The sequence below is a fragment of the Rossellomorea vietnamensis genome (assembly GCF_008180415.1).
Classification (GTDB): domain Bacteria; phylum Bacillota; class Bacilli; order Bacillales; family Bacillaceae_B; genus Rossellomorea; species Rossellomorea vietnamensis_C.
Genome location: NZ_VTEI01000012.1, coordinates 46,184 through 72,259, shown reverse-complemented (window position 1 = coordinate 72,259; position 26,076 = coordinate 46,184). Strand labels below are relative to the sequence as shown.

Sequence of the window (26,076 nt, the reverse complement as noted above, 5' to 3'; positions counted from 1 at the left end):
ATGGCTCTTACGCGCAAAAAATCCCGCATGCACAAAAGCATACGGGATTTCTTATTAACCGATAGAACCTTCCATTTCGAACTTGATCAGACGGTTCATTTCGACTGCATATTCCATTGGAAGTTCTTTTGTAAATGGCTCGATGAAGCCCATTACGATCATTTCTGTCGCTTCCTCTTCAGAAATTCCGCGGCTCATCAAGTAGAACAATTGCTCTTCAGATACTTTCGAAACTTTCGCTTCGTGCTCCAATGAAATATTGTCATTCAGGATCTCATTGTAAGGGATTGTATCGGAAGTTGATTGATTATCCATAATCAGCGTATCACACTCGATGTTCGAGCGTGCTCCATGTGCTTTACGTCCAAAGTGAACGATCCCGCGGTATGTTACTTTACCGCCTTGTTTGGAAATCGATTTAGAAACGATTGTAGAAGAAGTATTAGGTGCAAGGTGAGTCATTTTCGCTCCTGCATCCTGATGCTGGCCTTTACCTGCCAATGCAATTGACAGTGTCATACCTCTTGCGCCTTCTCCTTTAAGGATGACCGCTGGGTATTTCATCGTCAGCTTACTTCCGATGTTTCCATCCACCCATTCCATAGTTGCGTTCGCTTCACAAACAGCTCGCTTGGTAACAAGATTGTATACGTTATTCGCCCAGTTCTGGATCGTTGTATAACGGCAGTAAGCATCTTTTTTGATGATGATTTCAACAACCGCAGAGTGAAGGGAGTTCGTTGTATAAACAGGTGCTGTACAACCTTCAACATAGTGTACACTTGCTCCTTCATCAACGATGATAAGTGTACGCTCGAATTGTCCCATATTTTCAGAGTTGATACGGAAATACGCTTGAAGAGGTGTTTCTACTTTGATCCCCTTCGGTACGTAGATGAAAGATCCGCCTGACCATACGGCAGAATTCAGTGCAGAAAACTTATTATCCGTCGGCGGGATGACTTTCGCCCAATGTTCACGGAAAATTTCTTCGTTTTCTTTTAATGCAGAATCTGTATCCTTGAACACAATACCTTGTGCTTCAAGGTCTTCTTGCATATTATGGTAAACAACCTCAGATTCATACTGCGCTGAAACACCGGCAAGGTATTTTTGCTCTGCTTCAGGAATACCAAGCTTGTCAAATGTTTGTTTAATTTCTTCTGGAACCTCATCCCACGAACGCTCTGATCTCTCAGAAGGCTTTACATAGTAAGTGATTTCATCAAAGTTCAAACCAGCCATGTCTCCGCCCCATTGCGGCATTGGCATGTTATAGAAATGTTCCAAAGATTTCAAACGAAAATCAAGCATCCATTGAGGCTCGCTCTTCATGCGTGAAATCTCTTCAACGATTTCACGAGTAAGGCCGCGTTTCGAACGGAAAATTGATACGTCTTTATCAGAGAAACCGTATTTATAATCTCCGATCTCAGGCATTTTTTTCGCCATGTTGATTCCTCCATTCTAGTGTGAGTCCTTCAGGGTTAGTTCCCTTCCTTGACTCCTTTTTCCATAGCCTTCCAGGCAAGTGTGGCACATTTGATGCGTGCCGGGAATTTAGCCACTCCCTGAAGAGCTTCTATATCACCAAGGTCAATATCTTCATCATATTCTTTTCCTTGCATCATATTCGAGAAAACTTCAGAAAGCCTCATTGCCGTCTCAATGTCTTTTCCAATGATGATCTGAGTCATCATCGAGGCGGAAGCCATTGAAATCGAACAGCCCTCTCCATCGAATTTGGCATCTGTCACTTTACCATCTTCCACTTTCAGGTTCAGATGGATGCGGTCGCCACAAGTAGGGTTGTTCATATCTACCGTAAAGCTGCCGTCTTCAAGTGTGCCTTTGTTGCGCGGATTTTTATAATGATCCATAATCACCTGTCTGTACAATTGATCTAAATTGTTAAAAGACATCGCTGAAATACTCCTTTGTTTTCACTAGTCCGGAAACAAGTTTGTCAATATCTTCTTCTGTATTGTAAATGTAGAAGCTCGCGCGCGCTGTAGCGGATACCTGCAGCCATTTCATCAACGGCTGTGCACAGTGATGTCCGGCACGGACGGCAATCCCTTCTGCATCGAGTACGGTAGCAACATCATGAGGGTGCACATCATCAATATTGAAAGTGACAAGACCAGCCCGCTTGGCAGGGTCCTTCGTTCCAAAAATGGTCATGCCTTCTACCTCGGACATTTTTTCCATGGCATAGGCTGCTAAGCGGTGTTCATGTTTTTCAATGTGATCCATGCCGATTTCTTCAAGAAAATCGATCGCCGCTCCAAGACCGATAGCGCCCGCAATGATAGGTGTACCTGCTTCAAACTTCCAAGGAAGCTCTTTCCAAGTTGATTCATACATGCCGACAAAATCAATCATTTCGCCGCCAAATTCCACTGGCTCCATTTTTTCAAGGAGGTGTTTTTTACCATACAGAACACCAATCCCTGTGGGCCCGGCCATCTTATGCCCGGAAAAAGCGAAGAAGTCACAATCAAGGTCCTGGACGTCGACCTTCATATGAGGTGCAGCCTGGGCACCATCAACCATCATGACAGCTCCATTTTCATGGGCAACCTTCGTAATTTCCTTAATAGGATTCATGGTCCCGAGGACATTCGAAACCTTCATGATGGATACGATTTTAGTTTTGGATGTTACTGTATTTTTCACATCTTCAACGGATATCGTTCCATCTTCTTGAAGGGGAACATATTTTAATGAAGCACCGGTTTCTCTGGCAAGCTGCTGCCAGGGAATAATATTGCTGTGATGTTCCATATGGGAGATGACGATTTCATCGCCTTCCCTCACATTGGCTCTGCCATAGCTTGCAGCTACCGTATTGATCGCTGTCGTTGTTCCCCTGGTAAAGATGATTTCCTGGGATGACTCCGCATTGATGAACTTGCGGACCTTTTCCCTGGCACCTTCATACCCGTCTGTCGCAAGGGTCCCAAGAGTATGGACACCACGATGGACATTTGAATTATATTCACGGTAGTACTTATCCAAAGCTTCAATAACCTGCACAGGTTTTTGTGAAGTAGCGGCACTGTCCAGATAAACTAACGGATGGCCATTGACTTCCTGGTCGAGAATCGGAAAATATTTACGAATCTCTTTTGCATTCATTAATTTACTTTCCTTTCAATGACCTCTGTCAGCTGCTTTTTAACTCCTTCAATAGGAAGCTGGTTAACAACCGGGGCCAGGAATCCGTGGATGACAAGGCGCTCTGCCTCATGGCGCGGGATACCGCGGCTCATCAGGTAGTAAAGCTGAAGCGGATCAACACGGCCAACTGAAGCAGCATGTCCTGCTGTAACATCATCTTCATCAATCAATAGAATTGGGTTGGCATCACCACGTGCTTTTTCGCTGAGCATAAGAACGCGTGATTCCTGTTCTGCATTGGATTTTGAAGCTCCATGCTCAATTTTTCCGATGCCGTTGAAGATGGAAGATGCTTCGTCCTTCATGACACCGTGTTTAAGGATGTATCCTTCAGAGTTTTTTCCGAAGTGTACCACTTTCGTCGTGAAGTTCTGCTTTTGCTTCCCTCGTCCGACTACCACGGTTTTTGTATCAGCATAAGAACCGTCGCCCATAAGGTTGGTTACATTTTCTGAAATGGTATTTCCATCATTCATCAATCCAAGAGCCCAATCGATGCGGGCATCTCTTGCAGCTGTCCCTCTGCGGTTAACATATGTTGTAATCCCGCTTGCAAGGTTATCCACTGCACCATAGGTTACTTTAGCATTGTTGTTAGCGAATACTTCCGAGACGATGTTATAGATTCCCTCTTCTACATCTGTAGTGGAGATATAGTTTTCAACATAGGTGACAGAACTATTGTCATCTGCTACAACAAGCACATGGTTGAAAAGGGTTGTATCGGCATTGTCCTGGAGGTAGACAGCCTGAATCGGCTGCTGCACTTCAACGTTCTTCGGCACGTATAAGAATACCCCGCCGTTAAGAAGCGCTGCATGAAGGGCAGTCAATTTGTGTTCGTCCACTTTGACGCCTTCCTTCATGAAATACTTCTGCACAAGATCGCCATGTTCCTTGATGGCAGTCAGAATATCCGTGAAGATGACACCCTGGTCCTGAAGCTCTTGTGACAGCGTCAAGTATGCAGGAGTGTTGTTCCTCTGAACATATAAGTTATTACTGCTGCTCTCTGTATCAATTAACGCTTTAGCAGCATCAGGAAGCTCACTTAAATTCTCAAAAGGCTTGCTTTCTACTGTATGCTGTTTAAACTCAGTGAAATTCCACTTAGTGATTTTGGTTTTATCCGGTTTAGGAAGCTCCAATTCCCCCGCTTTAGCCAAAGCCTGGGTACGAAGGCCTGAAAACCATTCAGGTTCTCCAAGACCTTTTGAAAAGGAGTCCAAATATTCCTTTTCTACTGGTAGTTTCGTTTCTACAGTCATCTTAATCCCCCTAACGCTTACGCTTCTTGGCCGACAGTTTCGTCTTTGATGCCTAACTCTTCTTTAATCCAGTCATATCCTTCTGATTCAAGGCGTTTCGCAAGCTCAGGTCCGCCCGATTTTACAACACGGCCCTGCATCATTACGTGTACTTTATCCGGTGTGATGTAGTTAAGAAGACGCTGATAGTGGGTAATGATTAAGCAGCCGAACTCTTCTCCACGCATTTTGTTGATACCGTTTGAAACAATTCTTAAAGCATCGATGTCCAAGCCGGAGTCAATCTCATCAAGGATTGCAATCTTAGGCTGAATCATCATCAATTGAAGAATTTCGTTGCGTTTCTTCTCACCGCCGGAGAAGCCTTCATTTAAATAGCGCTGAGCCATATCTGGATCCATTTCAAGCTCTTCCATGTTTGCATCCATTGTGCGGATAAATTTCATTAGTGAAATTTCCTGTCCTTCTTCACGACGGCTGTTGATAGCTGAACGTAGGAAGTCGGCATTTGTTACGCCGCTGATTTCACTTGGATACTGCATCGCAAGGAATAAACCTACACGCGCGCGCTCATCCACTTCCATTTCCAGAACATCTTCACCATCAAAAGTGATGCTGCCCTTTGTTACTTCGTACTTAGGATGTCCCATGATAGCTGAAGACAAAGTTGATTTACCAGTACCATTCGGACCCATTACTGCGTGGATTTCTCCACCTTTTATTTCAAGGTTTACACCTTTAAGGATTTCTTTTCCTTCGATCTCAACATGAAGATCTGTAATTGTTAAAGTTGAACCTGCCATTATTATACCTCCGCGACTTTATAAGAAAGTTTATTTTTAACCATTCTCAATTTATTCTCATTCCAATCTTATAACAAATAAAAGTTATAAGCAACTGTTTAAACCGAGGTTAAAAGGACATAAAACTGCATTATACTGACCTTTGATATTGTTTGCTTCCCCAGCTTTAAACATGTACAGAGATGCTTTCCAAACAAAAAGGATTATGCAGATTTCCTTATATTTCTCTACCCCAATAAGATTAACAAACAATTCCTAATCAGTAAACACATCCAAAGTAGAAGCGCCTGGATCAGCCCCGGCAGGCAAATGTTCCAAAGAAAAAAAAGGCGGGCTTTCCTTTTATTCTCTTGAGGTTATTTGACCCCGAGGGGCTGGCGCTGCAGCTGGACGCAACAAAAGTGGAATCGCCTGGTTCAGACCCGGCAGGCAAATGTTCTCAAGAGAAAAACTGGCGGGCTTTCCTTGAGGGCACTGAAAAGGGCACCTAAACCTTTAATACAGAATCGTGACTTTTCTGCTTCATATGTATTAAAGAGTGCTGGATTCCGTTCAAGATGCCCGCTACCCTTGGTTGTGCTCCTGTTGAAATGTGCTTGATAGCGAAAGGGCCTGTCATTTCCTTAATTCGGTATACAGTGGTAAAGGATAAAGGAACTTTTTTACCTTAATTGCAAATTCAAGCTCATATTGGGGTGAATAGAGGAACTTTTTTCCCTTATATGATAAAAAAGCACATTTTTCTAGTGTATTAAGTTAAATAAGGGAAATTAATTCCCCTATTTTAGACCTTCTTATTGTTTTGAAGTAAATAAGGGAACTTTCTTCCTCTATTTACTATCCAAAATACTGAACGACACGGATGAATACCCCCCCTGCCACTTATTGAATCAGCATCTTGCTATAGGCTAGTTGAGAAAGTAGCGTTCCAGCCCCGACAGGCAAATGTTCTCAAGAGAAAAACAGGCGGCCTTTCCTTTTATATGTCTATAAAACAAAGAAAAACCAGTGTTTATAAACACTGGTTTTTCTCCTGGTTTCTTCCTATTATATATTAGCGTGCACTTTACGATCCAAATCGGCAATCATTCTTCTGCTTTCGACGTATTCATTCTCTCTTCTCTTTTCCACTCGCATACGAACTTCATGCTTTCTTTTATAGGTTTCATAACCTACTCCATGGGCTCCATGCATTGCCTTTTCCATTTCATTCGTATACTCCATTTTTAGAGAGTCGTTGATAATGAATCATTCCTTTCAGGTTTTTAACTACGTTTATAATGTTACTACCCACGTAAATTAAAAACAAAACTCATATTAACTGATTTCCAGTTTTTAACGGAGTTGTCAGCTGTTTTAAAAACGCTGAAGCCCCTCCACCTTATATTTTCACAATATTCCCACGATATACTGCCGTTTTGAACTTTTATATTTTAGTTTGTGAAGCACAAATTGACTTTTGTGACAATAACACAGAGTGCAATCAGGGACAACAACTGCATACTACTGTCTGTGGCAGCCTAGACAGTAGGGTTGAGGGACACCGGCTTCTATATTACTGCCTCTGGTGACCTTCACGTTGCGCCCGAGGGAGACCTGACTTCGATTTTACCGGCTCTGGTGCCCTTCAAATTGAGCAATAAAAATCATCTAGGAATGTATAACCCGGTCTATAATTAAAAAAGCTGACATTTCAATTCTGTCAGCTTTTGTTCACTATTGTTTTAGTTGATTCAGTTCTACAATTGATTCCTGAACAAGTGTGACGGCCTGGCTCATGGCTGCTCCACCGCCGAATGCTGCTGTTACTCCGACAGCTTCAAGGATTTCTTCTTCTGAACACCCTTGATCTATGCAGCCTTTAGTGTGATAGATAATACAATATTCATCCTGTGAATACAAACTGATGCCCAATGCGATCAACTGTTTGTCTTTTTGAGAGAGAACTCCTTCTTTGAAACATTCTTCTGTGAACGCATTATAATGGTGAGCCAACTCCGGCATTTTTTTAGTGAATACACCTAACCCCTGCTTATAGTGGTGCAGCGCAGCTTCTGTAGAATTTCTGAAATCCATTTCCATTTGCTCAACTCTCCATTCTGTAATTGAATCCAATTCAGAAATAGTATGAGCATAAAGGAAGTGTTTTATGAACAAAAAAGCAGCCCCTTCATTTATGAAAGGACTGCCGACTTGAAATATTATTCTTGTACCGGAACGACTGCCCCGTCCCATTCTTCTAAAATGAAGTCTTGGATTTCTTCAGAGCGAAGTACTTCTACAAGAGCCTGGATGGCCTCGTTGTCTTCATCACCGCTGTTTACAGCAATCACGTTTACATATGGTGATTCTTTATCTTCAATCGCAATGGAATCTTCAAGCGGCTTCAATCCTGAATCAATCGCATAGTTCGAGTTGATCACTACTGCGTCGCCTTCTTCATTTTCATATAACTGAGGAAGCAGTGCAGCTTCATACTCATAATCAAATTCAAAGTTCTTTGGATTCTCCTCGATGTCATCAAGTGTTGCAGCTGTCTTTTCAATACCTTCTTTGATTTTGATAAGACCTTTTGCTTCTAATAAAGTAAGGATTCGGCCATGGTCAGCTACTGAATTACTCATTAAGATTGTTGCACCTTCAGGAAGGTCTTCTAAGGAATCATATTTCTTAGAGTATACACCGATAGGCTCAATGTGAATTCCGCCGGCGTTAACAAAATCATACTCATGGTCAGCAATCTGAGACTCAAGATAAGGGATATGCTGGAAGTAGTTGGCATCAATTTCACCGCTGTCCAGGTCTTTATTCGGAAGGACATAATCCTGATACGTATCAATTGTCAGTTCAATGCCTTCTTCTTCCAGGATAGGTTTCGCTTTTTCCAGGATTTCAGCATGCGGAATGTTGGAAGCCCCTACAGTTATTTCTTTCGTTTCTTCGCCGCCGTTTCCTTGGCTGCCCTCATCTGATGTACCGCACGCAGCCAAAGTGAAAATGCTCGCTGCTGTATATAAACCTGCAATTGTTTTTTTCATTATTACTCCTCTTTTCTTTAAAATAATTTATCTTTTATCCGTAATTTTAGTTAAAATGTCTCCAATAAATTGAATGATAAAGACGATGATCAAGATCACAATCGTCGCTGCCAATGTCACATCATCACGGCCCCGCTGGAATCCATCCAAGTAGGCAAGATTACCAAGGCCACCGGCACCAATGACACCCGCCATTGCCGTAAAACCGACTAGAGCGATCGCTGTTACAGTTATCCCTGAAATCAATGCCGGCATGGACTCGGGAATAAGCACCTTCCAGATAATCGTGGAGGTTTTTGCACCCATGGATTTGGCCGCTTCAATTACCCCTTTGCTGACTTCTCTCAAAGCAATCTCGACCATTCTTGCATAAAAAGGCGCCGCTCCGATAATGAGGGCCGGCAGTGCTGCGTTTGCTCCGCGAATCGTTCCCAATAGAACTTTTGTAAACGGAATTAACAACACAATCAAGATGATAAACGGAATGGATCTGAAGATATTGACCACAGCACTAGTCACCGTGTACACTCCGCGATTTTCCCAAATATTATTCGGGGATGTTAAAAATAATAGAAGTCCTAGGATGATCCCGAGTACAAGCGTGATGGCAACGGACATTCCAGTCATGTAGAGTGTTTCAACCGTCGCTTCCCACATTTTTTCCCAATCGACGTTTGGAAAGAGAGTTTCAATCATGACTCATCACCTCAATCCCGACTGTCTGCTTCTTCAAATACTCAACAGCCTCTTCTTCTTGAGAACCTGTCAATTGGATGAACAGGGTCCCATAAGAGCCTCCTTGCGTTTGTGAAATGCTGCCTTGAAGAATATTGGCGTTAATGTCAAAGTTCTTAATTAAGCTCGTTATAAGCGGCTGTTCTGTCTGCTCTCCAACGAAAGTGAGCTTGACAATCTTTCCCTCAGGATAATGAGAAATAAGATTCTCAATAGCCTCTTTTGTGCTGCCAGTTTCAGAAACCTCACTCACGAAACGCTGAGTGATTTTCTGCTGAGGGTTCTTGAACACTTCCAGGACCTCGCCTAACTCGACAACCTTTCCATTTTCCATCACCGCTACTCTATGGCAGATTTTCTGGATTACCTTCATTTCATGAGTAATTAGAACGATCGTTAATCCTAAACGCTTATTTATATCTACCAGCAAATCGAGAATGGAATCAGTCGTCTCAGGGTCCAGTGCTGAAGTTGCCTCATCACACAGCAGGACTTTAGGGTTATTGGCAAGTGCACGCGCAATTCCGACCCGCTGTTTCTGCCCTCCGCTTAACTGAGAAGGATAAGAGTCTTCCCTTCCTTTCAAGCCGACAAGTTCTATTAGTTCTTCTACTCTCCTATTGCGTTCTTCCTTTGGAACTTTTGTAATCTCTAAAGGAAAGGCAATGTTATCCCGTACAGTCCTCGACCACAAGAGGTTGAAATGCTGAAATATCATCGAAATTTCATGCCGGGCGCTTCTCAATTTTCCGCCCTTCACCTGGGAGACGATATGGCCATTCACATCAATCGTCCCTTCACTGGGAATCTCCAATCCGTTCAGCATACGGATCAGCGTGCTCTTACCCGCGCCGCTGTACCCTATCACACCAAATATTTCACCATCATCTATTGTCAGGTTCACATCATCTACAGCTGATATGGCCCCTTTCTTGCTTTTGAAAATTTTACTTACATTCGAAACACTTATCATTTACCTCACCTCTCCCTCACTAAACCCATATGACTAGTAGGTTTTAGCTCCGTTGCATTATCATGCTGTTTTATTATTCTCTCCAGCCACGATCCTAAACTCGTGATTTTTGGTGAAGAAATATAAAATGCCTTCCCGCAATGAGCAGAAAGGCATGAAAATTCATCATTCACCTTTCCCTCATCTTCCAAAGCACAGCAGCTTTGTGTGAATTGGCACCATTTCAACATAGTTGACGGTTGCCGGGCTTCGCAGGGCACATCCCTCCACCTCTCTCGATAAGAGCAAGAAAATCGCTTTATTCAATTAATCCTTTAACGGACAAAAGTCTTTTTTACTTATGAATGGATTTTATCATTGCATTTCAAAAACTGTCAACAACTTTTTAAAATTCTTTTCATTTCCAGTATAAGCCTATCTATTTAACGGTAGTTCTTGCACATGAAGTTGGTCTATAAAAAGCATCGGGATCTAAGGGATTACTTCATTTTTATGATCAGTACAGGTCTTATCGCAGCAGGTTTCCGCTCCTACCGCACGTATCCGCATGGCGGGCGCCGTCCCACCTTTGCTTAACTAATATAAAATATAGAAGCGGCCAGTCGAGAAGATGCGGGCTCGCCTTATTTTTACTTGGCCAATCCTTCCGTCCTTCACACCTGTTAAATGACCACCGGTTCTGAATCATGAACTCTGCATAATGTGAGAATCGACTCTACAAACAGGAGCCCTCTAAATGTACCTGTTACTTTTACCTCATTTCTGCGGGAAAGAAGTGATAGCTTCTCTTTTCCATTGAGCAGTTCCTGAATACATCCAGGGCTGCCTGTTATCAAAAAGTCGGCTTCTGGATTTTCAAGTGAAACGACAGCCAGCTCAACACGGCGGCCAAGTGCAATAGTCATGGCTTCACTGCCATTATCAAAAGTGACTAAAAAGGGTTTTTCCGGCATTAATGCCTTCAAATGGTATCTCATCTTACACTCATCCAGCATCCTTATGACCTCTTTTTCCAATCGCTCATCCCCTTAATATGTACTCATGTATACTATTTCCACCTTATAGGCAGGATTCCTCTTGCAATTCATCGACAACTTTTGAAAGGGATTGAATATTAGTGTCGATTTGAAAAATTTCCCGAGAAATATGTAAAATGCAGTCTAAAATGCACCAATATTTTAGAAAAACTCACAGGATGGGCACCACCGCCACCATCTATCATAAATTAGACTTTTATAATCTTCCCCACAGTATGAGTACGATTCAAAGTGAATAAGCTGCTATTTTGCCAAGCCTAAATATGCCTTTGTCATACATAGAGCCTTTAGAAAAAAGCAAAAAAAAAACCGACTCCTCAGATGGAATCAGCACGTATCAGATGATTTAATTCTTCATGTAAATAGGGAACAGACTGAAAGGCATAAATCTTATTTACAAGCCTTCCTGTGTGGAACAGAAGCATACAAGGTACACTTTCAACCGCGTATCTATCTGCAATTGCAGGAATATAGTTTAAATCAGCTTTGATAAAAGCCACTTGTGGAAACAGCTTTTCTGTTACGTCCACCATTTTCCCTGCCACCAAACATGTACCACAAAGCGGAGTGAAGAGGTATAGTGCTGCATAGGTTTGCTTTTGTACTGTTTCCTCAATGTGATCTAAAGATAATTTTCTCATAAAATCTATTTACGTCCTTCTCTCCAAGTATTCTGTGTGTACATCAATATTAGCACCGATCAAGATTGAAGCAAGATGATATTCCGGTGCAGCTGCAACCTCTTTATACATCCGGTCAATGTACAAATGCTCTGCCTCGGGAAACTCTCTCTTAAACAGCTTCCGCAGTTTCTCGCCGCTGTCGTCCGCATCCACCAGGATATATACATCACGGGCAAAAAGTTCTTCCACCAGTTCATCAAGTTTGGTAATGCTGATGGTCCCGTTTGTACAAATGATCTCGACAGGCTCTTTCACAATTTCTTTCACTTTCTTCCTGTCAGACGTCCCCTCTACGATAATCACTTTATCATCATAAGACTGCATTGAACTCACCTATCTCTTTTCGTTACTATTGGATGTTGTCTCTTTTCATAAGGATGTTTCCGTATATTTTGTTGCTTTCGGAAAAATCCCAAGAGCTGGATTTTCCCCGTATACTAAGAGTTTTAACTCTAAATTGGGTAGAGCAGCTCTTTTCTTTTTAGGTGTTACCAGATTTCATCTTCGTAATAGGGCTATTTTTTCGAAATTAGTATCAAATAGCAACAAAGTTTACGAAAAGAGCCTTTCATAAGGCTGATTCTGCTTAAAAGTAATGGATTTCCGCTCCCGTCGCGCGATTCCGTCCACTCTGAAATTACTTGTTATACTCACTATTATTTTCCCGCTTTTTAACCTGGAATGCAAAGAATAAACCCTGTGATGCGTGTGAAAATCCATACAGAAAAAGAGTAGACGAATCTACCCTTTTTTCAGCACCAGCCGCCTTCATCACAATCTGTATAACGCGGCTCTGACTCATCTGGAGCCATATAATTCTGGATGATCTTGTTTCCAAATGTTTCAAAGTTTGGTTCCAGCTGAAGATCTTCCGCTGAATTAGAAATATCCATCTTTCCTACCAGTTGTTCATCAAGGAATAAATGCAGCTGTCCATCAATCAGTTTTCCAGTGACACGCTGTGTAACATCCAGCTTTTTGGGTTTCAACATGTAATAAGCCCCCTTGTGCAAGTATGTATTACTAGCGTACCCAAAAAGCAAAACAAAACCCTCCGGAACAGCTGGAGGGTTTTGTAAATAGTTTTAGTCTTCTTTAATCATTTCTTCATACTGCTCGGCAGTCATAAGGTTGTCCACTTGAGAAGCATCAGAAGGTTCAATGATGACCATCCAGGCTTTTTCGTATGGAGACTCGTTAACGAATTCAGGGCTGTCATCAAGGTTTTCATTGACTTCAACAACCTTGCCGCTTACAGGTGCATATAATTCAGAAACGGTTTTAACAGATTCTACGCTTCCGAATGGCTCGTTGGCTGTAATTTCATCTCCAACTTCTGGAAGTTCAACGAAAACAATATCTCCTAATTCTGATTGCGCGAAATGCGTGATTCCTATACGTACATTTTCCCCTTCAACTTTAACCCACTCATGTTCTTCTGAAAAACGAAGTTCTTTTGGTGTGCTCATGTCCTATCCCTCCATTGCTCTATTCACATCAATATTGACATATTTACTACGATAAAAGCAAGAAATCTTTTACTGCCATGCAGTCTCGTATGTTTCTTCCTTAAAGCCGACTGTCACAGTTGATCCTTCGGCAGCTATAGGCCGCTTGATCAGCATCCCGTCACTCGCAAGAATCTCAAGCAGCTCCTCTTCAGAAGAATCATTAACCTTGTCTTTCAAGCCAAGTTCCCGGTATTTCTTACCGCTTGTGTTAAAGAACTTTTTTAAAGGCATTCCGCTATTTTTGTGAAGCTCCTTCAACTCCTCCTTTGTGGGAGGATTCTCAACAATATGTATTTCATTAAATTCCTTGCCGTTCTCCTCAAACCATTGTTTGGCTTTGCGGCAGGTTCCGCATTTGGGATATGAATAAAATTGGATTGTCATTTTCTCACCACCCTTCCCGGAGGTTTTTCTGTTTCAACTACTACTAGTTCGACAAAATTCCTTAATGTCCTGCAAATTATTCTGCAGGACATTAAGAAGTTATCATCAAAATAAATCAGATGCATGTGTGTTCTACCGTATCAATCAATTCTTTTAATTCTTCAATAGCTTGGTCAAGCGCAAGTGAATAGAATCTTTGAGTGCCTTTTTGCTCGATAGTCACCAGATGCTGAGCTCATAAAACTTTCAAATGATAAGAAACTGCCGGCCTGGACAAAGTGAGATTTGCAGTTATCTCATTGACTGTCAAAGGCTCGTTCTCCGCCAGCAGGAGGATGATATCCTGCCTGCAGGGATCACTCAATGCTTGGAATAAAGGTATACACTTAGAGAATGGATCCATTGCTTTTTGACACAATTCAGCATTCCTTCACTCTTTTACCATCTTACCTCACATTATATACGTTCCTGCACCTTGCGGACAACGGAAGTGACCATCTTTCTTTGTATGAAACGGATTGAGCATGCAAGTTTTCTAAAGGCTCTTTGTATGATAAAAGGCAAAATTAAGCTTGGCAAAACTACTAGCTTATCCACTTTGAATCTTACTTATACTATGAGGATGGTTATAGTAGCCTTTTTTATGATAGATAGTGGCGGTGGTGCCGTCATGGGAGTTTTTCATATTAACAGGAGTAAAAACTGGTAACACCGAAAGAAAAGGATTCTTTATTCATCTACAGAAAAAAACCGGACCCATTGGATGAGTCCGGCCGAAGATCTATTTACAGAACATAACGCTCTGCTTCAATTAGCTTTTCAGATGCTTCACGTTTAACTGCGATAATGTTAAGCGGTGTGTAGCGCGTGAATTTACGAAGCGCTGACAGCATCATTCTCAAAGAATCGCCTGTTTCTGCTGCAACCAATGTTTCTTTTGCATGCGCTTCAATCTCGTTGAATGCTTCCTGACAGAAGATTTGTGTGTACAATAACTTTTGCTTTGCTTTTTCAACGCCATCTTTGTTAATGGCTTTTTCCGTACGAAGAACGGCTGATTCCATCGCATAAGCATTGGAAATGATATCCGCAATGTTTACAAGGATCTCCTGCTCTTTTTCCAGAGCTTTTCCGTATTTCTGTGCAGCCAGACCCGCGATCAGCAAGCCGATCTTCTTCGCATTTTTCACAAGGTATTTTTCCTGTTCCAGCGGTGCATCGCCCACTTCTTCCGGCATAAGCATCATCAACTCTTCTTGAAGAGCCTGTGCTTTCTGGAATAATGGCAGTTCACCTTTAAGTGCTTTACGGACATATGTGCCAGGCACTAACAGGCGGTTGATTTCATTTGTTCCTTCGAAAATACGGTTGATACGGGAATCGCGGTACATTCTTTCAATTTCATACTCCTGCATGAACCCGTATCCCCCATGAATTTGAACACCTTCATCCACGATATAATCAAGGGTTTCCGTTGCAAATACTTTATTCAGTGAACACTCGATTGCATATTCAGCAATGGATTTAGCAACTTCCGTTCCGTTTTTGACTTCTTCGTCTGTCAATTGGCTCATACGGTCTTCAAACAAACCGACTGTACGGTATACTGAACTTTCTGTTGCATACAGCTTGGATGCCATTGTAGAGAATTTTTCTTTTGTTAAGTTAAAAGCTGAGATTGGCGTCTTGAACTGCTGGCGCTGGTTTGCGTATTTGATTGTTACGTCCATCGCACGCTTGCTTCCGCCAACAGCACCTACACCAAGCTTGTAACGGCCGATATTCAGGATATTGAACGCAATGATATGCCCTTTTCCTGCTTCACCAAGAAGGTTTTCGACCGGAATTTCTGCGTCTTCAAGAATCAATGTACGAGTGGAAGAACTCTTGATCCCCATTTTCTTTTCCTCAGCACCTGTAGATACACCAGGATACTCACGCTCAACGATAAAAGCAGAGAACTGCTCACCGTCAATTTTTGCATAGACAACAAATACATCAGCAAAACCTGCATTGGTGATCCACTGTTTTTCACCGTTTAAAACATAGTGAGTGCCTGCTTCGTTCAGCTTGGCTGTCGTTCTGGCACCAAGGGCATCTGAACCGGAACCCGGCTCAGTCAGGGCATAGGCAGCAATTTTCTCACCTGTCGCCAATGCTGGAAGGTACTTTTGTTTTTGGTCTTCGTTACCGAACAATACAATTGGAAGAGATCCAATTCCAACATGCGCTCCATGTGAAATGGAGAATCCGCCTGCAGTGGACATCTTCTCCGCAATAAGTGCAGAGCTTACTTTATCAAGGCCGAGTCCGCCGTATTCCTCAGGCACATCTGCACCTAGAAGGCCAAGGTCTCCAGCACTTTTCAATAGTTTTACAGAACGGTCAAATTCATGATTTTCCAAGTGTTCCACTTGTGGAACAACTTCTTTTACAACATAATCTTCTGTTGTTTTAGCAATCATTATCTGTTCATCTGAAAAATCTTCAGGTGTGAACACATTTTCATAAGAAACATCTTCGATAATAAAGCTGCCGCCTTTTACCAACTTATCAGTTTGATTTGTCATCTGTTTTTCCTCCTTGTTTTAAAAAACAGTTATTGAAAACCGAAGGCTCGGTTGTGAGCCTCCTAAAAATTAACCTATCAGTTCAAATACTCCGGCAGCACCCATTCCTCCGCCGATACACATTGTTACGACACCAAATTGCACATTACGTCTCTTCATTTCATGCACGAGAGAAAGAGTCAGTTTCGTTCCGGAACAACCAAGTGGATGTCCCAGGGCAATGGCGCCGCCGTTGACATTGATAATGTCTTCATTAAGGCCAAGCTGGCGGATAACCTGGATGGATTGAGAAGCAAAGGCTTCATTCAGTTCAAACAAACCGATGTCTTCTAATTGAAGACCCGCCATTTTTAGTGCTTTCGGAATCGCTTCGACAGGTCCGACACCCATGATTTCCGGCGGCACACCCGCAACAGCAAATGATCTGAATCTCGCCATCGGTGCAAGGCCAAGTGAATCCGCTTTTTCACGATCCATAACCATGACTGCTGCTGCTCCGTCACTTGTCTGCGAAGAGTTTCCAGCTGTCACTGATCCCTTAACATTGAACACCGGGCGCAGCTTAGAAAGGACTTCTTGATTTGTGCCAGGTCTTACGCCTTCATCTTTTGAGAACGTAATATTCTTTTCAACCACCTTGTTTTGGCTGTTGACTGAACGCAGGACTACGTCCACAGGAACGATTTCATCCTGGAATCTGCCTTCAGCAATCGCACTCGCAGCTTTCTCATGGCTTCTTACTGCGAAAGCATCTTGATCTTCACGTGAGATACCGAATTTTTTTGCGACTTCCTCTGCTGTGTGTCCCATGCCCATATAATATTGAGGAGCTGTTTCAGCAAGCTTTGCATTAGGGCGGACTACATGCCCCATTAAAGGCACAAGGCTCATTGATTCAGCGCCCCCTGCAATTGCTGTGTCAGAGTGGCCCAGCATGATCTTCTCCGCTGCATATGCAATGGACTGCAAGCCTGAGGAGCAGTAACGGTTAATGGTTATGGCAGGGACGTTATGCGGAAGTCCCGCCAGTCCGCCGATATTCCTTGCCATGTTCAAGCCTTGTTCCGCTTCCGGCATGGCACATCCGATAATTAAGTCATCTATATTTCCATCATAGTTTCCCGCTCGTTTCAGTGTTTCTTTTACAACCAGCGCACCCAGGTCATCAGGTCTGACTGTTGCCAGAGTCCCCTTGTTTGCTTTTCCCACCGGTGTTCGGGCGCCGGCTACTAATACCGCTTCTCGCATGTTCTTCCCCCATTTCTAGTAAAAATCAATATATGTTAGTTACGCAGCGGCTTTCCTTTTACCAGCATGTGCTGCATGCGCTGCTGTGATTTCGGTTGTGCGACAAGACTCAGGAATGCTTCTCTCTCCAAGTCCAATAGATATTGCTCATCTACTTCGGTACCGAATGGCAGCTTGCCTCCTGCCAGTACAAACGCCAATTTTTTCGCGATTGCCAAGTCATGTTCAGATATATAGCCTGAGTGAAGCATTGCTTGAGCTCCAAGGATCAGTGCCGCATATCCAGATTCACCTACAACCGGGATCTTTCTGCGGACTGGAGGAGTGTAGCCGCTTTCACTTAAAGCAAGAGCTGCCTGCTTCGCGTCATATAAAAGGTGATCTCCATTGGCACTTACACCGTCAGCATTGTTCAAGAAATTATTATCCCTTGCCTCGTCACCAGAGGTAGAGACTTTTGCCATTGCTATTGTTTCAAACACCTTACTAGCAACCTTCTGCAGATCGAAGTCAATTCCTTCAGGCATCATATTAAGATGCTTGATATATAATTCTTTGTTTCCGCCTCCGCCAGGGATCAGGCCGACACCGGCTTCCACCAGCCCCATATAGGTCTCCATGGATGCTTGGATATGAGCTGCTGGAAGGCAAACCTCCGAGCCTCCTCCAAGTGTCATGCCAAAAGGTGCTGCTACCACAGGTTTTTTGCTGTATTTAATATTCATCATGGCCTGCTGGAAGTTGCGGACAACCATATCAATTTCAAAGATGTTGTCATCCTGTGCTTCCATTAGGATCATTGCGATGTTAGCTCCTACACAGAAATTTTTGCCTTGGTTTCCGATGACGAGCCCTTTGAAATTCTTTTCTACTTCTTCAATAGAGAAGTTGATCATTTGAACGATATCCAGTCCGATGGAGTTGTTTGGTGAATGGAATTCAAGCAGAGCTACTCCATCACCGATATCAATCAGGCTCGCACCGGAGTTTTTCTTAATCAGTTTTCCTTGCTGCTTCAAAAGCTTTAAATCTATTACTTTTGGGTTTCTCTCAATCTTTTTATATTCACCGTTATGGTAGAAGTACTTTTCTCCATCTTCTTCTTTATAGAAAGAACTATGGCCTGCTTCAAGCATCTCTGTAATCCATGCCGGAAGCTCTCTGCCTTCTTCTCTCATTTTGCTTACTGATTTCTCAAGGCCGATGCTGTCCCACGTTTCAAATGGCCCTTGCTGCCAGCCGAAGCCCCATTTCATTGCCTGATCGATCGCAACGATATCATCGGCAATGGTCTCAAGCAGGTCTCCTGAATACAGAAGCACCGGTGAAAGGATGTTCCAAAGGAATGTGCCGGCTTTGTCCTCTACATAAACAAGCGCTTTCATTTTGTTCGAAAGTCCTTTTTCCTGCTTGCTTAATTCAGTCGAAGTTGTTTTTAACTTTTTCCGTGGTCCGTATTCCAATGTTTCGGTATCGAGCTCAAGGATTTCTTTCCCTTGTTTCATGTAGAAGCCTTGGCCGCTTTTGGAACCAAGCCATCCATTATCCAGCATCTTCTGCATGAATCCGGGAATCTCAAATACTTTCTTTTCTTCTCCGTCAACCTGGTCATAAACATTTTTCGCCACATGTGCGAATGTATCCAGCCCTACAACATCGAGGGTACGGAAGGTTGCACTTTTCGGACGGCCGATTGCTGGTCCGGTAATGGAATCCACTTCCCCAACACTTATACCGCTTTTCAACATTTCCTGCAGTGTGATCAGCAGGCCGTAAGTTCCAATCCGGTTGGCGATGAAATTTGGTGTATCCTTCGCAAGGACGACCCCTTTGCCAAGTACATCTTCACCAAATGTTTTAATGAAAGAAAGTACTTCCGGATCTGTTTTTTCAGTAGGGATGACTTCAAGTAATTTCAGGTAACGCGGAGGGTTAAAGAAGTGAGTTCCCAGGAAGTTCTTCTGGAAATCCTCCGATCTTCCTTCTGACATCGCTTCAATTGAAATCCCGGACGTGTTGGAGCTGATGATGCTGCCTTTCTTTCTATGCTTTTCAACACTTTCAAAAACCTTCTTCTTGATATCCAGGTTTTCAACGACCACTTCAATGATCCAGTCACAATCACTTAATTTCTCCATATCATCTTCAAAGTTACCTGCTTCAATCAATGAAAGATTCTTCTTTGAAGTAAGAGGTGCAGGTTTTTGCTTAAGAAGCTTCTTAAGCGCCCCTTCACTCATACGGTTGCGGACGGCTTTATCTTCCAAAGTCAGTCCCTTCGCTTTTTCTGCTTCAGTTAACTCACGCGGTACTATATCCAGCAGCAAGGCAGGTATCCCGATATTCGCCAGGTGGGCTGCTATACCCGATCCCATTACTCCAGATCCTAATACTGCTGCTCTTTGAATTTTACGAGCCACTATTTTTCCCCCTTTTACTCCTTGAATGAACACTCATTCATTTTCTTCTCAAAAAAAATCACGAATGAGATCTGTTACCTCTAATATATAAGATTTTACAGCAGACTGCAATATCTTAAAGTTTAAAAAATGAAAAATTTTCAAAAAATAATCTTTTTGCACCTTTTGGTAATTCTAATAGTGGAGGTGATTAATATGGCAAAAAGAAAGAAAAACCCATCCAAGGCAGGCGTCAGCGCGGCCAGTGTAAAAGGTGATGCAGGTCCGACAGTGGAACATGACGGCGGCGGCAAGGTGAACAGCCAAAACAATCAATACAAAAAATAATCTCTGTTTTATCTGTTGGTTTTCCGAGTTCTTGGCGGGCTGTCTGCATATTTCTCTAAACTAAAGCTCACAGTGAATGGGTAAAACCAAGATTGCTTGAAGTCAGGTCAAGAATTTGGCAGAATCGTGATGCACTTCTGTCCCGTTGGGTTTTTGATGACGTCGATTAGTTAAACCAACTTCAGTGCTGTCTGATCAGTCATTTGGCAGCATTGATTTCACTAATCTTTCATTTGATACAGTCAAGTTGAGGTTCTGGCTGTTTTTTCTCTGGATCCTGCCAAATTATTAGTCAGATCAAAAATACAAATGAATGATCAAAAAGACCGCTGCAAGATAGAAATCCTGCAGCGGTCCCGTTCATATATGATTATGCTAAACTCTCAATTTACTTGTTGATTACACCTTTCAGTACAAAAGCGACGTTTGCAGGTCTTTCTGCAAGGCGGCGCATGAAGTAGCCGTACCAATCTGTGCCGTATGGAACATAGACGCGCATTTTATATCCTTCTTTAGCCAGCTCCAGCTGCCGCTCCACTCTGATTCCATAGAGCATCTGGAATTCAAATTGGTCGTGAGGGATATTGTACTCCTCTACAATCTGCTTCGTATATTCAATCATCGCATCGTCATGTGTTGCCACAGCGGTGTAGTTGCCATTGAGCAGATGCATCTTAATAATTTTTTTAAAGTTGTCGTCGACGTCTTTTTTATCCGGGAAAGCTACAAGAGGCGATTCCTTGTATGCCCCTTTAACGAGTCGAAGATTTGGAGAATATTCATTCAGAACTTCCATATCCTTTTCTGTTCTGAACAGATAAGCCTGGATAACCGTACCGACATTATCATATTCAGATTTCAGCCTTTTGAAAATATCGATGGTCTTGCCGCATCGGGAGTAATCTTCCATATCGATCGTAACGAACACTCCAAACTCCTGGGCTGCTTCAAGGATTCTTCTCATGTTTTTCATAACAATTTCTTCAGAAAGATCGAGACCCATCGATGTCATTTTCAATGAAAGCTGTGAATCAATCCGCTCCCTGCCGATTGCCTTTACAGCCTCAATGCATTGATCAGCCATCTCATTTGCTTCTGCTTCATTATCAATGAACTCTCCAAGATAATCGATTGTTACGGATAACCCTTGATTATTCAGCCCTTTGATAGCTTCAACAGCGAGGTCGATGGATTCACCAGCAACAAATCGAGCTGCGCCAAAGCGCAAACCATATTTTTTCGCTACTTTCGTTAATGGTTTATTCTTGGATAAGAATAAAAAGAAGTTACGCATTACTTGTTCCATGTCAATTACCCCCTGTAACATTTGCTTCACTATGAAAGCGGTTTCTATTTAGATAGTCTGGATGGCCGCAATCAAGTGGCTGAGGTGGTCTGCCAGGACTAATCGCCCCTTAAATCGGTTCCAAATTTATAAATTTATATTATCACCTTTAACCGTTTTTGAATATAGTTCAAACATCTATTTGAAAAATTTTATCGTTTATTGTCATTTCTTGTATATGCTGCGGTATTAGAGGAACAATAACTTTGCTAAACTCAAAGGAGGGAAACCTTATGCAACAGCAGCAAAGCAGCCAACAGCAGGGCATCATGCAGCAGCCCCCGCAAGTGTTAACCACCAAAGATTCTATGTACTTAAATGATATGCTTTCATGGAACTTACTGGCCATGAAAAAAGCCCATTTTGCAGCAAGTCACTGCCAGGATCCTGAACTCAAAGCGGAAATCGATAAGTGCGGCCAGATGCACCAGCGCCATTATGAACAGATCCTTGCCCACTTGAATCCAGGAAATGCGACCCAATCCTCCACAACTATGTAGAAAGGAAGTGTATAGGATGAATCAAAATCAATCACAGCAAAAAATCCAAAACCCGCAGACACAAGTATCTGAAACACCGCAAATGAACGACCGCGACCTGGTAAATGATATGCTGAGCATGGAAAAATATATGACCGACTCTTACTGTACGGCATTGAATGAAGCAAGCCATGATGCTCTCTATAATGACCTGCTTACCATCTTCAATGAAACGCAGAACACCCAGCGCAGCCTGTATAACAGCATGTTCAAAAAAGGCTGGTACAAACTTGAGCAGGCAGATACCCAAAAGCTTCAGCAGTCTTACCAGCAGCACCAGCAATACGCTTCCCAATTTCCTTATAATAACGTGCATTGATGGAGTGGCGCCTTGTTTTAAAGCACAATGAAAATCTTTAGAATCTACTTGATATAAACAAAGATAAAGTCAACTATCCTTCCCTAAATAGGAAGAAAAGATAGTTGACTTTTTTGAGTGAATTTTTGATGATTTTTGGAACATTTGCCTGGCGGGGCTGTAAGGGTCCTTTTTCATAAAAATTGATAGAAAGACGCTGCTTCAAACTTTTCAGAGTGGTTCAGTATTTCAGATAGTAATTAGAGGAAAAATGTTCCCTTATTTACTAAAAAACACTAAAAAAAGCTAAAATAGGGGAATAAAGTTCCCTTATAAGATCTATACACTAAAAAAATTTCGCTTTTTTATCATATAAGGGAAAAAAGTTCCTCTATTTACCTCGAAATAAGCTGGAATTCCCGATTAAGGGAAAAAAGTTCCCTTATTTTCACCGCTGGGGACCTAATTAATGAAATGACAAGCAGCTTTCGCTATAAGCGGCTGATAGGATGAGCAAATTCGTCGATAGACCTGGGATTTTCGTTGATAAGGCCAGCAGATTCGTCGATAGACGCATAAAACTCGTTGATAGAGAAATCTGTTACTCCATTTTGGCAGGTTTATTTTTCGCACCAAAAATGCCCCCGGACTAAACCGGCTGGCGTCCTCCACCAACGAGTACAAAATGCACAAAATAAAAAACAGCCGGCTGATAACGGGCGGCTGCTTCTATTGATCCTTCTTCGCTCGATGATCTTCATTCAACTCTTTGATTTCCGCAATGATTCTCTTAATCTCTTCTTTGCCTTCGGGGAACTCGGAGTTCCAATGCTTGGCCAAAGGCGGCATGGACTTGGCGATGTAAGTATAAATGACCCATTTCGTTACCTTACTTTTGAGCTCTGGAGTGGCTTCACCCAGAAGCAGTTCAGTATATTTATCGATCAATGCGTCGAATTGTTCGTCAAAGTTCTCCATTACCTCACTCCTTTCCGCTGTTTCACATTGCAGGTTTGCGGGCATGTGCTGCACCTGAGAGCTTCCCCGTCTCTCAGCTTATAGGAGTAGCAGCAAGTCTTCCTGACACGCAGCATACTGTCCTGTGCTGCTACAAATTGTTTTTCTGAGTGATATCTGGCAAGCGGGTTTTTCTGATAAGGTCCAAACAGAGCTGCATTCCTTTCCTTCAGCAGCCAGCGAAAGTCCTCTTCCATCCTCTCCCGGGCATGCCCAAGCTCTTCTTGATGAGTAAGTACTTCGTAAACCCAGAACAGATAAATAGCAACATTTTCCCATGTAATCAGGTCCGTGACCTTCCCAGCCGTCTTCGCCGTTTCAATAAGAGGAAAAAGGTGGTCCCGAAACACTTCCTTTGCCACTTCTTCCCTTTCAGATTCCCTGTCTATAACCTCACTGGCATCTTGATCTTGAAAATAAAATCCAGGAATCCATAGGCCATTTTTTCTCCATCTGCAAGAAACACATTATCAGGTGATACATTCAGCCTTTTATTAAAAACCGAGAAAGAAAAAAGCGAAATGACCGCTGCAAAAGCGTACCTCTTAAGCAGCAGCGATGACAGCACTTTTTTATCTTCGCTGCCTATCTTGCCGGAGTACTTTTGAAAAAAGGCTTCCATCCCCTCCGGATTGATCAGTTGAGCGGCGGAAGTTAATTCGCTCTCCGCGGGTCTTTCTGTAAAAAACCGGAAAGACCTCAGCATTTCTTGTTCCTCTGCAGTCAGGGACACTCTGCTCATGCCATCTCAGCTACTTCTTTGATGATACATCTGCCCTTCCCATAAGGAATGCAAAGCGGTGTACCGAACAATGGATCACTCGTCACCTGGCAGTCCATGTCAAATACATTTTTCACAAGGTTGCAGCTGATGACTTCCTCAGGCTTTCCTTGGGCAAATATTTTCTGGTCTCGGATCGCAACGATATTATGGGCATAGCGGCAGGCAAGGTTCAGATCATGCAAGACCATGATGATTGTACGCTCTTCTGTTTCATTCAATTCAAATAATAAATCCAGGATTTCAATTTGATGAGTCATGTCAAGGTACGTTGTGGGCTCATCCAGTAGAATGATATCCGTATCCTGAGCAAGAGTCAGGGCAATCCACGCTCTTTGCCGCTGCCCGCCGGAAAGTTCGTCGACTCTTCTATGCTGAAGCTCCTCCATCTTGGTGGCCTTGAGAGCCTTTAAGACGATTTCTTCATCCTTTTGAGACCACTGTTTCAGCCACGATTGGTGAGGGTATCTTCCCTGTTTGACCAGTTGCAGCACCGTTAACCCCTCGGGTGCAGTGGGTGATTGTGGAAGAATGGCCAGCTTTCTGGCTACATCCTTTGTAGACAATTTTGCAATCGCATCACCATCGATGAGCACAGAACCCGTTTGAGGCTTCAGAAGCCTCGCCATTGAGCGAAGGAGTGTGGACTTTCCGCAGCCATTCCCTCCTATGAATACCGTGATTTCACCTTTAGGAATCTCAAGGTCCAGTTCATCTATAATTATTCTGTCTCCATAACTTAAAGTAAGCGATTCTGTCTGAAGAGATTGTGTCATCCTCGGGTCATCTCCTTTGGTTTGAACTGCTGCCGTTCCTAAAATCATTCTATTATGATTCTAAAGTATTTTTATATAAAAAAGTTATGCATTTTTTGTCTTAAATAGTAAATAGATGAAGTACGGAGCGCCGATAGCGGCAGTGAACACACCGGCAGGCACTTCCAAGGGTAAAAATAAAGTCCGGCCCACAAGGTCGGCTATCATCACCAGAGTGCCTCCAAGCAAAGCCGCTACTGGCAGCAGGGCGCCAAAAGATGAACCAACCAGACGGCGGGCCATATGTGGTGCCATCAGTCCTACAAACCCTATGCCTCCTGCAAATGCAACCGCTCCGCCGACTAAACCCGTAGCCAAGGTTAGCAGAATGATCCGCTGTCTCTGGATGCTGCTTCCCACGCCAGTGGCAATTTCTTCCCCGAGCTCTTGAATGTTAACGTTCCTTGCCAAAACAAACGCAATCAAAATCAGGATCAGTGTCCACGGTAACAGAATCTGAACATCTTTCCAATTGGAAGCATTCACTGTACCTGTAATCCAGATATTCGCCTGGCTGGCCCGGAAGATAGGACCTAAAATCATCAGCATGGTGATGATCGCCTGCATGAGAGCTGATATCCCAATTCCTATCAGGACCAGGCGGACTGGGGATACCCCATTTTTCCAAGCGAGAAAATAAACCAGGAATGCGACTGCCGCTGCTCCGGCAAATGCGGCAAGCGGAAGCCACTGGATGCTTACAGTCAGGGCATTGTTTTCATCACTGAAAAAGGCCAAAAATCCTACTACTGCAGCGCCTGCTCCACCGGTGATCCCAATGATATCCGGGGAGGCAAGAGGGTTCCTTACCATTCCTTGAAGCAAAGCTCCGGCAATCGCCAAAGACATGCCGGCCAGCAGCGCAATAATGATCCTTGGAAGCCTGAAGGATTGAACGACCAGCTGCTCAAGCTCGGTCCCTCCTCCGAAAAACACCATCAGAACTGTCCAGGGCTGTATGTTCATGTCACCAAGTCCTGTACTCAATATAAATATTAAGGCAGTCACAGCCATTAATAAGAAAATCTTTTTTACTGCTGACAAATCTATTAAGAATGAAAGCTTATCTTTAAAAAATCGTTTGGCAATATATCGCTTCAT

Annotated in this window: 28 protein-coding genes, 1 pseudogene and 1 riboswitch; of the genes and pseudogenes, 3 read left to right on the top strand and 26 right to left on the bottom strand. The window is 43.0% G+C overall.

The features are described from left to right. Window positions 1–54: 54 nt before the first annotated feature. The 20 genes and pseudogenes from sufB to FZC78_RS18050 form a co-directional block, all read right to left on the bottom strand. The gene (gene sufB / locus FZC78_RS18140) at window positions 55–1,452 is read right to left on the bottom strand and encodes a Fe-S cluster assembly protein SufB (protein ID WP_148941500.1); all 1,398 of its coding nucleotides are present in this window, start codon (window positions 1,450–1,452) and stop codon (window positions 55–57) included. A gap of 35 nt (window positions 1,453–1,487) precedes the next feature. After that, window positions 1,488–1,922, bottom strand: coding sequence for a Fe-S cluster assembly sulfur transfer protein SufU (sufU, locus tag FZC78_RS18135; RefSeq protein ID WP_148941499.1), 435 nt, complete (start codon window positions 1,920–1,922; stop codon window positions 1,488–1,490). Continuing rightward, the gene (locus FZC78_RS18130) at window positions 1,912–3,141 is read right to left on the bottom strand and encodes a cysteine desulfurase (RefSeq protein WP_148941498.1); all 1,230 of its coding nucleotides are present in this window, start codon (window positions 3,139–3,141) and stop codon (window positions 1,912–1,914) included. The genes sufU and FZC78_RS18130 overlap by 11 nt, the downstream gene beginning before the upstream one ends. Further along, entirely contained in the window at window positions 3,141–4,451 is a 1,311-nt protein-coding gene (gene sufD / locus FZC78_RS18125; RefSeq protein ID WP_148941497.1) for a Fe-S cluster assembly protein SufD, read from the bottom strand. The genes FZC78_RS18130 and sufD overlap by 1 nt, the downstream gene beginning before the upstream one ends. Before the next feature lie 17 nt (window positions 4,452–4,468). Further along, the gene (sufC, locus tag FZC78_RS18120; protein WP_113926776.1) at window positions 4,469–5,254 is read right to left on the bottom strand and encodes a Fe-S cluster assembly ATPase SufC; all 786 of its coding nucleotides are present in this window, start codon (window positions 5,252–5,254) and stop codon (window positions 4,469–4,471) included. A 1,047-nt stretch (window positions 5,255–6,301) separates the two neighbouring features. After that, entirely contained in the window at window positions 6,302–6,460 is a 159-nt protein-coding gene (locus tag FZC78_RS23825; RefSeq protein ID WP_187445001.1) for a hypothetical protein, read from the bottom strand. A gap of 510 nt (window positions 6,461–6,970) precedes the next feature. Further along, window positions 6,971–7,336, bottom strand: coding sequence for a carboxymuconolactone decarboxylase family protein (locus tag FZC78_RS18115; protein WP_148941515.1), 366 nt, complete (start codon window positions 7,334–7,336; stop codon window positions 6,971–6,973). Window positions 7,337–7,455: 119 nt separating this feature from the next. After that, on the bottom strand, window positions 7,456–8,292 hold the full coding sequence (locus tag FZC78_RS18110) for a MetQ/NlpA family ABC transporter substrate-binding protein (protein ID WP_148941496.1): 837 nt from the start codon (window positions 8,290–8,292) through the stop codon (window positions 7,456–7,458). A 27-nt stretch (window positions 8,293–8,319) separates the two neighbouring features. Beyond that, complete coding sequence (locus tag FZC78_RS18105) at window positions 8,320–8,988, bottom strand: methionine ABC transporter permease (protein ID WP_148941495.1); 669 nt, start codon at window positions 8,986–8,988, stop codon at window positions 8,320–8,322. Next, window positions 8,981–10,000, bottom strand: a complete 1,020-nt coding sequence (locus FZC78_RS18100) for a methionine ABC transporter ATP-binding protein (RefSeq protein WP_148941494.1) — start codon at window positions 9,998–10,000, stop codon at window positions 8,981–8,983. Before FZC78_RS18100 ends, FZC78_RS18105 begins: the two co-directional genes overlap by 8 nt. Window positions 10,001–10,177: 177 nt before the next feature. Continuing rightward, window positions 10,178–10,285: riboswitch (SAM riboswitch) on the bottom strand. A 377-nt stretch (window positions 10,286–10,662) separates the two neighbouring features. Beyond that, a complete protein-coding gene (locus tag FZC78_RS18095) occupies window positions 10,663–11,016 on the bottom strand; it encodes a hypothetical protein (RefSeq protein WP_148941493.1) in 354 nt (117 codons plus the stop codon). A 338-nt stretch (window positions 11,017–11,354) separates the two neighbouring features. Then, window positions 11,355–11,678 carry a thioredoxin family protein gene (locus FZC78_RS18090; protein ID WP_148941492.1) on the bottom strand — a complete coding sequence of 108 codons (324 nt, stop codon included), beginning with the start codon at window positions 11,676–11,678 and terminating at the stop codon, window positions 11,355–11,357. 9 nt (window positions 11,679–11,687) lie between these two features. Beyond that, a complete protein-coding gene (locus FZC78_RS18085; RefSeq protein ID WP_148941491.1) occupies window positions 11,688–12,044 on the bottom strand; it encodes a toprim domain-containing protein in 357 nt (118 codons plus the stop codon). Between the two features lie 428 nt (window positions 12,045–12,472). After that, entirely contained in the window at window positions 12,473–12,712 is a 240-nt protein-coding gene (locus tag FZC78_RS18080) for a DUF2553 family protein (RefSeq protein WP_148941490.1), read from the bottom strand. A 93-nt stretch (window positions 12,713–12,805) separates the two neighbouring features. Next, entirely contained in the window at window positions 12,806–13,189 is a 384-nt protein-coding gene (gene gcvH, locus FZC78_RS18075) for a glycine cleavage system protein GcvH (RefSeq protein ID WP_148941489.1), read from the bottom strand. A gap of 69 nt (window positions 13,190–13,258) precedes the next feature. Then, window positions 13,259–13,615 carry an arsenate reductase family protein gene (locus tag FZC78_RS18070; RefSeq protein WP_148941488.1) on the bottom strand — a complete coding sequence of 119 codons (357 nt, stop codon included), beginning with the start codon at window positions 13,613–13,615 and terminating at the stop codon, window positions 13,259–13,261. A 115-nt stretch (window positions 13,616–13,730) separates the two neighbouring features. Further along, window positions 13,731–14,018, bottom strand: a pseudogene (locus FZC78_RS18065) (ArsR/SmtB family transcription factor). 382 nt (window positions 14,019–14,400) lie between these two features. Further along, on the bottom strand, window positions 14,401–16,185 hold the full coding sequence (locus FZC78_RS18060) for an acyl-CoA dehydrogenase family protein (RefSeq protein WP_148941487.1): 1,785 nt from the start codon (window positions 16,183–16,185) through the stop codon (window positions 14,401–14,403). 69 nt (window positions 16,186–16,254) lie between these two features. Beyond that, complete coding sequence (locus FZC78_RS18055) at window positions 16,255–17,433, bottom strand: acetyl-CoA C-acetyltransferase (protein ID WP_148941486.1); 1,179 nt, start codon at window positions 17,431–17,433, stop codon at window positions 16,255–16,257. Window positions 17,434–17,468: 35 nt separating this feature from the next. Then, window positions 17,469–19,853, bottom strand: a complete 2,385-nt coding sequence (locus FZC78_RS18050; RefSeq protein ID WP_148941485.1) for a 3-hydroxyacyl-CoA dehydrogenase/enoyl-CoA hydratase family protein — start codon at window positions 19,851–19,853, stop codon at window positions 17,469–17,471. A 195-nt stretch (window positions 19,854–20,048) separates the two neighbouring features. Between FZC78_RS18050 and FZC78_RS18045 the strand changes: the two genes are divergently transcribed. Further along, window positions 20,049–20,180, top strand: a complete 132-nt coding sequence (locus FZC78_RS18045) for a YuzL family protein (protein WP_148941484.1) — start codon at window positions 20,049–20,051, stop codon at window positions 20,178–20,180. 388 nt (window positions 20,181–20,568) lie between these two features. Here the strand turns inward: FZC78_RS18045 and FZC78_RS18040 are convergent, their stop codons facing one another. Further along, window positions 20,569–21,486: a proline dehydrogenase family protein gene (locus FZC78_RS18040; RefSeq protein WP_148941483.1), complete on the bottom strand. Its 918-nt coding sequence runs from the start codon at window positions 21,484–21,486 to the stop codon at window positions 20,569–20,571. Window positions 21,487–21,758: 272 nt separating this feature from the next. On the opposite strand from FZC78_RS18040, the gene FZC78_RS18035 reads away from it, so the two are divergent. Both FZC78_RS18035 and FZC78_RS18030 read left to right on the top strand, forming a co-directional pair. Further along, a complete protein-coding gene (locus FZC78_RS18035; RefSeq protein WP_148941482.1) occupies window positions 21,759–22,025 on the top strand; it encodes a hypothetical protein in 267 nt (88 codons plus the stop codon). A 16-nt stretch (window positions 22,026–22,041) separates the two neighbouring features. Next, window positions 22,042–22,383 (top strand): spore coat protein, encoded by a 342-nt coding sequence (locus tag FZC78_RS18030; RefSeq protein ID WP_148941481.1) that lies wholly within the window; start codon window positions 22,042–22,044, stop codon window positions 22,381–22,383. A 708-nt stretch (window positions 22,384–23,091) separates the two neighbouring features. Here FZC78_RS18030 and FZC78_RS18025 read toward each other — a convergent pair. From FZC78_RS18025 to FZC78_RS18005, 5 genes are all read right to left on the bottom strand, one after another. Beyond that, window positions 23,092–23,340 carry a YusU family protein gene (locus FZC78_RS18025; protein WP_148941480.1) on the bottom strand — a complete coding sequence of 83 codons (249 nt, stop codon included), beginning with the start codon at window positions 23,338–23,340 and terminating at the stop codon, window positions 23,092–23,094. Continuing rightward, window positions 23,340–23,729, bottom strand: a complete 390-nt coding sequence (locus FZC78_RS18020) for a (2Fe-2S)-binding protein (RefSeq protein ID WP_252183672.1) — start codon at window positions 23,727–23,729, stop codon at window positions 23,340–23,342. The genes FZC78_RS18025 and FZC78_RS18020 overlap by 1 nt, the downstream gene beginning before the upstream one ends. 35 nt (window positions 23,730–23,764) lie before the next feature. After that, entirely contained in the window at window positions 23,765–24,121 is a 357-nt protein-coding gene (locus FZC78_RS18015; RefSeq protein ID WP_148941478.1) for a hypothetical protein, read from the bottom strand. Further along, a complete protein-coding gene (locus FZC78_RS18010) occupies window positions 24,118–24,936 on the bottom strand; it encodes an ABC transporter ATP-binding protein (protein WP_148941477.1) in 819 nt (272 codons plus the stop codon). Before FZC78_RS18010 ends, FZC78_RS18015 begins: the two co-directional genes overlap by 4 nt. Window positions 24,937–25,020: 84 nt before the next feature. After that, window positions 25,021–26,076, bottom strand: a complete 1,056-nt coding sequence (locus FZC78_RS18005) for a FecCD family ABC transporter permease (RefSeq protein WP_148941476.1) — start codon at window positions 26,074–26,076, stop codon at window positions 25,021–25,023.

Coding starts and splice junctions, on each gene's coding strand:
- sufB (WP_148941500.1), bottom strand. CDS start 1,452: ATGGCGAAAAAAATGCCTGAGATCGGAGATTATAAATACGGTTTCTCT.
- sufU (WP_148941499.1), bottom strand. CDS start 1,922: ATGTCTTTTAACAATTTAGATCAATTGTACAGACAGGTGATTATGGAT.
- FZC78_RS18130 (WP_148941498.1), bottom strand. CDS start 3,141: ATGAATGCAAAAGAGATTCGTAAATATTTTCCGATTCTCGACCAGGAA.
- sufD (WP_148941497.1), bottom strand. CDS start 4,451: ATGACTGTAGAAACGAAACTACCAGTAGAAAAGGAATATTTGGACTCC.
- sufC (WP_113926776.1), bottom strand. CDS start 5,254: ATGGCAGGTTCAACTTTAACAATTACAGATCTTCATGTTGAGATCGAA.
- FZC78_RS23825 (WP_187445001.1), bottom strand. CDS start 6,460: ATGGAAAAGGCAATGCATGGAGCCCATGGAGTAGGTTATGAAACCTAT.
- FZC78_RS18115 (WP_148941515.1), bottom strand. CDS start 7,336: ATGGAAATGGATTTCAGAAATTCTACAGAAGCTGCGCTGCACCACTAT.
- FZC78_RS18110 (WP_148941496.1), bottom strand. CDS start 8,292: ATGAAAAAAACAATTGCAGGTTTATATACAGCAGCGAGCATTTTCACT.
- FZC78_RS18105 (WP_148941495.1), bottom strand. CDS start 8,988: ATGATTGAAACTCTCTTTCCAAACGTCGATTGGGAAAAAATGTGGGAA.
- FZC78_RS18100 (WP_148941494.1), bottom strand. CDS start 10,000: ATGATAAGTGTTTCGAATGTAAGTAAAATTTTCAAAAGCAAGAAAGGG.
- FZC78_RS18090 (WP_148941492.1), bottom strand. CDS start 11,678: ATGAGAAAATTATCTTTAGATCACATTGAGGAAACAGTACAAAAGCAA.
- FZC78_RS18085 (WP_148941491.1), bottom strand. CDS start 12,044: ATGCAGTCTTATGATGATAAAGTGATTATCGTAGAGGGGACGTCTGAC.
- FZC78_RS18080 (WP_148941490.1), bottom strand. CDS start 12,712: ATGTTGAAACCCAAAAAGCTGGATGTTACACAGCGTGTCACTGGAAAA.
- gcvH (WP_148941489.1), bottom strand. CDS start 13,189: ATGAGCACACCAAAAGAACTTCGTTTTTCAGAAGAACATGAGTGGGTT.
- FZC78_RS18070 (WP_148941488.1), bottom strand. CDS start 13,615: ATGACAATCCAATTTTATTCATATCCCAAATGCGGAACCTGCCGCAAA.
- FZC78_RS18060 (WP_148941487.1), bottom strand. CDS start 16,185: ATGACAAATCAAACTGATAAGTTGGTAAAAGGCGGCAGCTTTATTATC.
- FZC78_RS18055 (WP_148941486.1), bottom strand. CDS start 17,433: ATGCGAGAAGCGGTATTAGTAGCCGGCGCCCGAACACCGGTGGGAAAA.
- FZC78_RS18045 (WP_148941484.1), top strand. CDS start 20,049: ATGGCAAAAAGAAAGAAAAACCCATCCAAGGCAGGCGTCAGCGCGGCC.
- FZC78_RS18040 (WP_148941483.1), bottom strand. CDS start 21,486: ATGGAACAAGTAATGCGTAACTTCTTTTTATTCTTATCCAAGAATAAA.
- FZC78_RS18035 (WP_148941482.1), top strand. CDS start 21,759: ATGCAACAGCAGCAAAGCAGCCAACAGCAGGGCATCATGCAGCAGCCC.
- FZC78_RS18030 (WP_148941481.1), top strand. CDS start 22,042: ATGAATCAAAATCAATCACAGCAAAAAATCCAAAACCCGCAGACACAA.
- FZC78_RS18025 (WP_148941480.1), bottom strand. CDS start 23,340: ATGGAGAACTTTGACGAACAATTCGACGCATTGATCGATAAATATACT.
- FZC78_RS18015 (WP_148941478.1), bottom strand. CDS start 24,121: ATGAGCAGAGTGTCCCTGACTGCAGAGGAACAAGAAATGCTGAGGTCT.
- FZC78_RS18010 (WP_148941477.1), bottom strand. CDS start 24,936: ATGACACAATCTCTTCAGACAGAATCGCTTACTTTAAGTTATGGAGAC.
- FZC78_RS18005 (WP_148941476.1), bottom strand. CDS start 26,076: ATGAAGCGATATATTGCCAAACGATTTTTTAAAGATAAGCTTTCATTC.